Raw genomic sequence first — 9,513 nt, 5'->3', positions numbered from 1 at the left:
GTCATCTTTGCATTGCATGTTATGCCTGTACCTTCAAAGCGTTTTTTCTGTATTTGTCGTGCTTTGTTTACGCGTTCCTTTATTTGAGCCGAGCTTTCTGCTCTTTCCTTGCTTGAAATGGTTTCGTATTCTACATTTTGAACCTCGATATGTATATCCATTCTGTCAAGCAACGGACCGGAAATTTTGCTTTGATATTTTCTCTTTGCCGCATCAGTGCATTTGCACTGTGTTGTTGGATGCCCAAGGTAGCCACAGGGACAAGGGTTCATCGCGGCAACCACCATGAGGCTTGCAGGGTAGCTTACTGTTCCTCCTGCACGGCTTATGGTAACCGTTGAATCCTCTAACGGCTGACGCAGAGATTCCTTTGTTCTTCTGTCAAATTCCGGGAATTCGTCCATAAACAGCACACCATTGTGTGCAAGGCTTATTTCACCGGGGCGTAGATTTGAGCCTCCGCCTGCCAAGCCCTGTGCAGATATTGTGTGGTGCGGACTTCTGAACGGTCGCTTTGATATAAGCTTTACATTTTCCGGCAGCATACCTGCAACGGAATAAATCGCCGTTGTTTCAATCTTTTCATCAAAGCTCATATCGGGCATAATGGAGCCTATCCGCTTTGCAAGCATGGATTTGCCTGTTCCGGGAGGGCCTATCATTATTATGTTGTGCGAGCCTGCCGCCGCAATTTCTATTGCTCTTTTTGCGGCATCCTGTCCTCTTACATCGGCAAAGTCAAGTGCCTCGCCCAAGGTTTCCTCCTCGCTTATGTCGTGTGATACGGGAGTAATGAGCTCTCCAAAATCAAGGTGGGCGATAATTTCCTTTATGCTCCTTGCAGGCAAAATATCAATACCCTGCACAACGCTCGCTTCAAAGGCGTTTTGGTATGGTACAAATACAGCGCCGATGTTGTTTTCCTTTGCCCTTAAAACCATGGGCAAAACACCGTTAACCCTGCGAAGCTCTCCGTCAAGTGACAGCTCACCGATAAATGCATAGTCGTCAAGGCTTGCCTTTATCTGCTTGCCTGCCTTTAGTATTGCAATCAGTATAGGCAAATCATATACCGCACCTGCCTTTTTAATGTCGGCAGGGGCGATGTTTACGGTAATTCTTGACAGCGGAAATTCGTAGCCGCAGTTTTTAATGGAAGCTCTGACACGCTCGCGACTTTCCTTCACCGCCGCATCCGGCAAGCCTACAAGGTCAAACCTCGGCATACCTGAGCTAAGGTCAGCCTCGACCTCTACATCATAGCTTTCTATACCCAATAAACCTTCACTTTTAACCTTAGCAAACATAATTTATCCTTTCAGCTTCCAATTACTTGAAAACAGTTTTCTTGAAATAAAATCAAACACCCGATTACCGCACAGGTATGCAGTTATTATCGCAATAGGGATAAACAGAATGTCCCAACCAAACGGTAACGCCTTTTCAAGCAGCTCGGGCAGCTTTGCCGAATATACAAGAATGTAAATGATAACGTAATGGAACATATATATTCCAAGTGTGCGCTCTCCGTATACGGTAAAGCCCTTTATTCTTTTTCTCGGAATAAGGCTTATGAGCAAGAATATTGCGGCAAATGATAATGCGTATACAAGAATTCTGTATATCCATCCGTCGTCGGCAAATTTTCCTAATTCGTTATAGGTGTGTCTTGCGGTAAACAGCTTTGACAGCATGCCTGCCTCTTTTGGAAAGCTGAACGCTAGCACATTTATTACAATGAAAAAGATGATTGCAATTATCTTTAGGTAAATCTTATTCGTGACCTTTTCAACCCAATCTGCGTCAAGGGTATATCCAAGATAAAAGAACGGGTAAAAAATAAATGTTCTCATCCAAGTTAAAAAGTCGGGATTATCCGTTTTGCAAAATCCGACAAGAACACCTATTATAAGCGACAGTGTCATAACATACTGCGGCTTGCAATCCTTGATAAGCATAGTTATCAAAAACATAAAGAACATCGACATCAAATACCAAGGCAAGGCAATGGGGCTGAAGAGTTCAAAGCTCGGATTCCATTTCAAAAATAGTTTTGTGATGTAAAGTATCCATGTCGTTACCAAAAAGCAGGTAAGGTACGGTAATACCTTTTTTACATTTTTTTCGTTGACAGTCCGCTTTGAAAACATACCGGTAACAAAAATAAATAACGGCATATGAAAAAGATATGTGGAAATGTATAATCCATTTAGTATGGCAGAGTTATGCATTATTTGCAGTGCATAATGCCCAAACACAACGAGTATAATTAAAAGGAATTTTAAGTTGTCCCATATTGCAATTCTTTTTTTCATTCCGTTCGCCTCGAATATTGTTAATAAATATTATACATTATCTTTGAAATATTGACAACACCCAATAATAAGTTTAGAATATACGCATATCAAGTAATTATGTAAGGAGTAGGCTAATGGATATTAATGCTTTGTATAACGAGTGGCTTCAAAAGGCAACAGGCGATGCGGACCTTATTGCCGAGCTTGAGGCTATTAAGGGTAATGATGATGAAATACTTGATAGATTTTACCGTTCGCTTGAATTCGGCACGGCAGGGCTTCGCGGAGTAATCGGCGCCGGCACAAACCGTATGAATATTTACACTGTTGGCAGGGCAACACAGGGGCTTGCAGATTTCTTAAACAAAAATTATGAAAACCCGTCTGTTGCTATCGGATACGATTCAAGAATTAAGTCTGAATATTTCAGCAGGGAAGCAGCAGAGGTTTTGGCTGCAAACGGAATTAAGGTTTATATTTATGATGAGCTTGAGCCGACACCCTGTCTTTCATATGCAATTCGTCATTTTCACACATCAAGCGGTATTATTCTTACTGCTTCTCACAATCCTGCAAAGTATAACGGCTACAAGTGCTACAATCCTAAGGGTTATCAAATGACCGATGAGGAAGCAGAGGAAACCTATGGCTTTATCCAAAAGGTTGATTACTTTACGGGCATCAAAAAGGTTGATTTTGATAAGGCTGTAGAGGACGGAATGATTGAATATATCGGTCAGGATGTTATCGAGATGTTTCTTGATGAGGTGCAAAAGCAGTGCATTAACCCCGATATTGTTAAGCAGGCAGACCTTAAGGTTATATATTCTCCGCTTAACGGAACGGGTAATAAGCCGGTTCGCAGGATCCTTGACAGAATAGGCGTTAAGAACGTTTATGTTGTGCCTGAACAGGAAAAACCCGACGGTAATTTTCCAACCTGTCCGTTTCCTAATCCGGAAATCAAGCAGGTGTTTGAGCTTGGACTTGAGATGAATAAGAATATAGGTGCGGATTTGCTTTTGGCAACTGACCCCGACTGCGACAGAGTGGGCATAGCAGTTCCCGATAAAACAGGTGAGCTTGTGCTTATGAGCGGTAACGAGGTCGGTGCAATGCTCCTTAATTATATCCTTTCACAGAAAAAGGAAAAGGGCATTCTTCCTGAAACTGCAATTGCAGTAAAATCCTTTGTTTCAACCGACATTGCAGAGGTTATCGCCAAAAAGTATAACTGTACATTTAAGAATTTGCTCACGGGCTTCAAGTATATCGGTGAGCTTATTACAAATCTTGAGGAGCAGGGCAGGGCAGACGATTTTGTTATGGGCTTTGAGGAAAGCTACGGATATCTTGCAGGCACTCACGCAAGAGATAAGGATGCTGTTGTTGCTTCAATGCTTATCTGCGAAATGGCAGCATTTTATAAGACACAGGGTATGAATCTTGTTGATGTTATGAACTCTCTTTATGATGAGTTCGGCTACTATTCAAATGTTGTTGAGTCTTACACCTTTGAGGGTGCGGCGGGTATGGAAAAAATGGCTTCAATTATGGATGGGCTTCGCAGTAATCCTCCTAAAGAAATTGCGGGTATGCCTGTTGCTTCCATATCGGATTATAAGACCTCAACCGTTACATATACCGACTCATCGCCGTCAGAAAGGATTGATTTGCCAAAATCCAATGTTCTTGCTTTTTCCCTTGAAAACGGCAACAAGGTTATTGTAAGACCGTCGGGCACAGAGCCGAAGATTAAGGCATATATTACTGCAATCGGCACAGACAGACAGTCTGCCGATGAGCTTGCCGGTGTTATGGTGAATGCGGCAGGCAAGTTTATGGAATAAGAGGATAGTACAAAATGAACAGAACTTGGGTAAAAATTACTGCGATTGTTTTGGCTGTGCTTATGGCATTAAGCGGATTGACAGCCGGAGTATTTGCATTTGTAAATTAAACTTGGCTCCCCTTTTATGCAAAGGGGAGCTGTCACCTCAGGTGACTGAGGGGATAAAAGCAGATTGAACATTGTATTCATTCTGCTTTTTCTTTTTATGTGTAGAATTTTTTGAACTATTTTTGTTACATATGTATAAAAGTTGTGATAGTTTATAATTATTTAATATATTGTGTTGCTTATATTGTAAAATTATGCTATAATTCTATCGTATTATTAGCCACTCGTATGTATTTTTTACAGCGGGTGAAAAGGAGGAATTGTTTTGAAGGAAGCAAAATCAATGGCGTTTGTCAATGCATACGGTGTTCTCGCTACCTTGGAGAATTTATGCGATATGGTTGACGAAGCAAAGGCAGTTTGCCAAGGACTTAAAAAGCCTGTATCTTTGTGCTTTGATGTTACAGACGGTCCTTGTGTAACCTATCATTTTTCAAAGGATGGATGCAAAATGACAGAGGGTGACTACGGTTGCACCTGCAAAATGAAGTTTGCATCACCTGAAAAGTTTAACGCACTTATCGACGACAGCAAGCCGGGTATCCCTGCAAAGAATATCGCACAGGTGCTGTCATTCCTGCTTGGTCCGTTCACAAAGCTTACGGATATTCTCACAAGGTATCTTATGCCAAGCGAGGAGGACCTAAAGGATAAGGAATTTTTCAACAAATCAACAATACTTACAATGTACACAATCGGCGGTGCAATCTGCGCATTGGGTAATACAGATTCTATCAGCAAGCTTTCCGCATCTTATATTGTAGACGGCGACATCCAAATGGGAATTACCGATACTTGCTATGTTACTGTCAGAGTAAGGGATCATCACCTTGAGCTTATAAAGGAAAAGCCTGATACTCCAAGAGCAGTTATGGAATTTAAGACAATAGAGCTTGCAAATGCATTGTTCAACGGTACTGCATCAACAATGGCAGAGCTTTGCGCCGGCAATATTTATATGTCGGGTATGATTAATATGATTGATAATGTAAACCGTATTCTCGACAGAGTTGCTGTTTACTTGGGCTAAAGGAGGATTAGGGTATAATGAGTAAATTTCCGGAATACACACACGAAAAATCACAGGAGTGGTTCAACAGAGCACTCAATGCAATTCCTTCAGGTGTTTACGGTCACCTTGGCCCGTCAGAAGGCTTGTTCCTTCCAATTACAAAGTGGCCATTGATGTCAGATCACGCAAAGGGTACATATTTTTGGGACGTTGACGGCAATAAGTATCTCGACTTTATGTGTGCTTACGGTCCGAATGTTCTCGGCTACTGCGATGACGATGTAGATGCTGCTGCCATGGCACAGCTTAAGCAGGGCAACTGTACAACCTCTCCGTCATATAAAATGGTAGAGTGTGCAGAGCTTCTTAAGGATACAGTTGCTACTGCAGATTGGGCATTCTTTATGAAGAACGGCTCCGATGCCACAACATTCTCCGTAATGTGTGCAAGAGCACATACAGGCAAAAAGAAGATGATGTTCTTTAAGGGATATTATCACGGTGACTTCCAGTGGGCTCAAAAGGCTGATTATCCGGGTATTCTTCCTGAAGATGTAGCTAATAACGTTGTTGTTCCTTGGTTTGATATGGAAGCAATGCAAAGAGCATACGACGAGGCAAACGGTGATTTCGCAGGTCTTATTGCTCAACCGTATGACCACGGTAATTTCTTTGATAACACAACCGCTACAAAGGAGCAGTGGGCACAGGTTCGCAAGTTCTGCGACGATCACGGTATGGTTCTCATCATTGATGACGTACGTACAGGCTTCCGTCTTGACCTTCAGGGTTCAGACCACTATTACGGATTTAAGGCAGACCTTATCTGCTTCTGTAAGGCTCTTGCTAACGGCTACAATATGTCTGCTGTTTGCGGTCAGGAGCATATGAAGAATACAGCTTCATCTGTTGTATACACAGGCTCTTATTGGATGAGCGCAGAGCCGTTTGCTGCCTGCCTTGCTTGTATTCCAAAGATGAAGAGGCTTGATACACCAAAGATGTTCAGGGAGAAGGGTACTCTTCTTTGCGACGGACTTGTTGCCGCAGGTAAGGAGCACGGCTTCAACCTTAAGGTTTCAGGTGAGCCTGCATTGTTCTATCTTCGTATAGCAAATGACGACAGCCTTATGCTTCATCAGGAGTGGATTGCAGAGTGCGTAAGCAGAGGATTGTTCCTTGCATCTCACCATAACCACTTTATGAATGCTGCCGTAACAGACGAGGATATCAAGCTCGCTGTTGATATTGCAGAGGATGCTTTCGGCGTAGTTGCCGCAAGACATCCCGAATTGGGACTTAAGTAATTCGAGTGAATTATTTTAATAAAATCTGAAAGGGGTATATTTATGCCAGCAAATTATGTGCCATTCGACAAAGCAGAATGGCTTCGCCTTGAGGACAAGGCAGATTTCTTAAGACGTTACTGTCTTCAAACTGCCGTATGGGGCGGCTCAGGTCACGTAGGTGGCTCGTTGTCTGCGATGGATTGTATGACCATTCTTTACCATCGCTTTATGAAAATTGATCCTACAAATCCGGATCTTCCCGACAGAGACAGATTCATTCTCTCTAAGGGACACTGCGCAGTAGGCTATGCACCTATTTTGGTTGACCTCGGCTTTATGCCTGAGGAGGAGCTCAAAATCTTTAACCTTACAGGCGCAAAAATTGGTATGCACCTTGACTGCAATAAGGTTAAGGGTGTTGACTGCTCAACAGGTTCATTGGGCCACGGTATCTCTCTTGCGGTGGGCTTTGCTCTTGCAGGCAGAGTAAACGGTATTGACTATATGAACTATGTTCTTACCGGTGACGGTGAGCTTAACGAGGGCTCAAATTGGGAGGCCGCAATGAGTGCTGCTCAGTTTAAGCTTTCAAACGTTGTTGTATTTGCAGATAACAACAAGTGTATGATCGACGGCCGTGTTGATGACGAAATGAAGGTTGAGCCTCTTGATAAGAAGTTTGAGTCATTTGGATTCAATGTATATCGTGTAGACGGTCACAACCTCAAGGAGCTTAACGACGCTATCGAGGCTGCTATTAAGAACCATCAGGATGGCGGCGACAAGCCTACAGCTATCATTATGGATACATATAAGGGTGCAGGTGTAGACTTTATGCAGGATGACTACAAGTGGCACTATGGCTCACTTGATGACGAAAAGCTTGCATTGGCATATGCATCACTTGATAAATACAAGGCAGAGCGTGTTGCTCGCGTAGAAAAGGAGGCGTAAGATATGGCCGGAATGTCTTATACAATGACTGATACTACTCAGTTGTCAACAGCAGAATGTTATGGTATTGCTCTTTGCGAGCTCGGCGAGGAGCACAAGGATGTTGTAGCACTTACTGCCGACCTTGCAAAATCTACAAAAATCGGTATGTTTGGTGAAAAGTTCCCTGACAGATTTTTCAATGTAGGTATCGCAGAGCAAAATCTTTTCGGTGTTGCCGCAGGTATGGCTAAAAACGGTCTTGTTCCGTTTGCTTCAACATTCGCTATTTTTACAGCAGCAAGATCACTTGACCAAATTCATACTGATATTTGCTATCAAAACGTTCCTGTAAAGATTATTGCTACTCACGCAGGTACTTCATTTGGTCAGGCAGGCTCAACTCACCATTCTCTTATCGATATGGCTTGTATGAGAACCTTGCCTCATATGACAGTTATCTGCCCATGCGACGGTGCAGAAACATATAATGCAGTTAAGGCTGCATATGATATTGAGGGCCCTGTATATATCCGTATTAACAGAGGCTTCGACCAGGTTATTTATAAGAGCCCTGACGAGTGCAACTTCCAGTGGGATAAGGCATCTGTTATGAACGAGGGTACAGATATTACCGTTATCGCTTGCGGCTCTTGTGTATTTGAGGCTATGCAGGCTGCTCGTATTGCAGCGGCAGACGGCGGACTTTCTGTTCGTGTTCTTAACATGCACACAATCAAGCCTATTGATAAAGAGGCTGTTCTTTCTGCTATTGCAGATACCCGTCGTATTATCACAGTTGAGGACCACGAGGTTATGGGCGGCTTGGGCTCTGCTGTTGCAGAGGTTGTTGCTTCATCAGGTAAGGCTTGTGCGTTCAGAATGCTTGGTCATCAGGATTCATTCTCAACAATCGGCTTGCAGGAGGACCTTCTTGCTATGGCTAAGATTGATGCAAACGGTATCGCTGAAACAATTCAGGAAATGATGCATGCTGACTTTGAGGCAGACGATGCTTGGGATGACGAATTCTAAAGAATTTACCCAAATGTTATCTAACTGAAAGGAGTGTATTATTATGCCAAGCGATGAGGTTCGCTACACTAATAAGGTCTTTATGGCAGGCGCTTTGCCGTTGTTAAAGACTATTGCAAACGATGTTCCTGAGCTCAAAAAGAAATTTGAGGGAGTTAATGCAATATATCAGGTTTCCGCTATGGTAAATGCCGAGGAGAAGGAGGCTGTTCACTTTATCATTGAAAACGGTGAATGGACTGTAAAGCTCGGCGAGTATCTCGGTCAGGAAAAGATTGATGCAGAGCTTGCATTTTCTTCAATGGAAAAAATGAATGAATTTATGAAGGGTAAGGTGCCAAACCTTCTTCCTGCTTTAAGAATTAAGAATTTAGGCAAGTTCTTAAAGTTTATGCAGGTGCTCCTTAAGATGTCCTCACTTTTGGGCATTAAGGACCCGGAAGGTGTAGATGACACAACAGCTGTCCTTTTGTGCAAGCTGTATTTCTATCTTTTGTCATCAGGTATTTCACAGCTTAACAAGCTTAGTCACCCCGCAATTCACGAGTGGACTCTTAAATCACCTGACCGTTGCTATCAGTGGGAGGTTATCGGCCATCCCGAATGTACTGCCTACATTCGTATTAAGGCAGGTAAGTCAAGAGCCGGCAGAGGTGAGTATAAGAGAGCAAAGCCATTCTTTAATATGAAATTTGACTGCCCTAAATCTGCTCTTATGATTTTGATGGGCACAGGCGATATGTTTAGAATGACTGCTGAAAAGAAGCTCATTATGGACGGCGGACCGGAGTTCGGTGTTCAAATCGGTGACTATATGATGCTTGTCGGAGAGCTTGCTTCATAAAACAATTGCATAAATCAAAAATCGAGGCTACGGAATCCGTAGCCTCTTAGACTGTCGAAAAAGTCGAATTATAAATTTTGACAAGCTAGTAGACTGTTGAGAAATGGAGCTGAATTTCGCATTTTGCGAGGGAAGATGTACGA

General features: G+C 42.8%; 8 protein-coding genes. 6 read left to right on the top strand and 2 right to left on the bottom strand.

All coding sequences use genetic code 11. The annotated features are described in order from the left end of the window. Together Q0P34_RS08005 and Q0P34_RS08000 are read right to left on the bottom strand one after the other, a co-directional pair. Window positions 1–1,307 (bottom strand): YifB family Mg chelatase-like AAA ATPase (locus Q0P34_RS08005; RefSeq protein WP_294955242.1); only part of this gene is annotated, 1,307 nt, incomplete at its 3' end. A gap of 3 nt (window positions 1,308–1,310) precedes the next feature. Beyond that, complete coding sequence (locus Q0P34_RS08000; RefSeq protein ID WP_294955241.1) at window positions 1,311–2,315, bottom strand: acyltransferase family protein; 1,005 nt, start codon at window positions 2,313–2,315, stop codon at window positions 1,311–1,313. A gap of 116 nt (window positions 2,316–2,431) precedes the next feature. On the opposite strand from Q0P34_RS08000, the gene Q0P34_RS07995 reads away from it, so the two are divergent. From Q0P34_RS07995 to Q0P34_RS07970, 6 genes are all read left to right on the top strand, one after another. Continuing rightward, the gene (locus Q0P34_RS07995) at window positions 2,432–4,147 is read left to right on the top strand and encodes a phospho-sugar mutase (RefSeq protein ID WP_294955239.1); all 1,716 of its coding nucleotides are present in this window, start codon (window positions 2,432–2,434) and stop codon (window positions 4,145–4,147) included. 375 nt (window positions 4,148–4,522) lie between these two features. Beyond that, window positions 4,523–5,287 carry a hypothetical protein gene (locus Q0P34_RS07990; protein ID WP_294955237.1) on the top strand — a complete coding sequence of 255 codons (765 nt, stop codon included), beginning with the start codon at window positions 4,523–4,525 and terminating at the stop codon, window positions 5,285–5,287. Between the two features lie 17 nt (window positions 5,288–5,304). Continuing rightward, on the top strand, window positions 5,305–6,576 hold the full coding sequence (locus Q0P34_RS07985) for an aminotransferase class III-fold pyridoxal phosphate-dependent enzyme (RefSeq protein ID WP_178669341.1): 1,272 nt from the start codon (window positions 5,305–5,307) through the stop codon (window positions 6,574–6,576). Window positions 6,577–6,618: 42 nt separating this feature from the next. Next, window positions 6,619–7,512, top strand: a complete 894-nt coding sequence (locus tag Q0P34_RS07980; RefSeq protein ID WP_294955234.1) for a transketolase — start codon at window positions 6,619–6,621, stop codon at window positions 7,510–7,512. Window positions 7,513–7,515: 3 nt separating this feature from the next. Then, entirely contained in the window at window positions 7,516–8,526 is a 1,011-nt protein-coding gene (locus Q0P34_RS07975) for a transketolase C-terminal domain-containing protein (protein WP_294955232.1), read from the top strand. Window positions 8,527–8,569: 43 nt separating this feature from the next. Further along, complete coding sequence (locus Q0P34_RS07970) at window positions 8,570–9,370, top strand: hypothetical protein (RefSeq protein WP_294955230.1); 801 nt, start codon at window positions 8,570–8,572, stop codon at window positions 9,368–9,370. Window positions 9,371–9,513: the final 143 nt, after the last annotated feature.

Origin of the sequence: uncultured Eubacterium sp., assembly GCF_945980375.1 — a bacterium.
Lineage (GTDB): Bacteria > Bacillota > Clostridia > Oscillospirales > Acutalibacteraceae > Eubacterium_R.
The sequence above is the reverse complement of the archived record's forward strand: the minus strand, read 5'-3'. Positions and strand labels throughout refer to the sequence as shown.

Bases quoted from the DNA above. Each gene is read 5' to 3' on its own strand.
- Q0P34_RS07985 (WP_178669341.1), top strand. From the start codon at position 5,305: ATGAGTAAATTTCCGGAATACACACACGAAAAATCACAGGAGTGGTTC.
- Q0P34_RS07995 (WP_294955239.1), top strand. From the start codon at position 2,432: ATGGATATTAATGCTTTGTATAACGAGTGGCTTCAAAAGGCAACAGGC.
- Q0P34_RS07970 (WP_294955230.1), top strand. From the start codon at position 8,570: ATGCCAAGCGATGAGGTTCGCTACACTAATAAGGTCTTTATGGCAGGC.
- Q0P34_RS07975 (WP_294955232.1), top strand. From the start codon at position 7,516: ATGGCCGGAATGTCTTATACAATGACTGATACTACTCAGTTGTCAACA.
- Q0P34_RS08000 (WP_294955241.1), bottom strand. From the start codon at position 2,315: ATGAAAAAAAGAATTGCAATATGGGACAACTTAAAATTCCTTTTAATT.
- Q0P34_RS07980 (WP_294955234.1), top strand. From the start codon at position 6,619: ATGCCAGCAAATTATGTGCCATTCGACAAAGCAGAATGGCTTCGCCTT.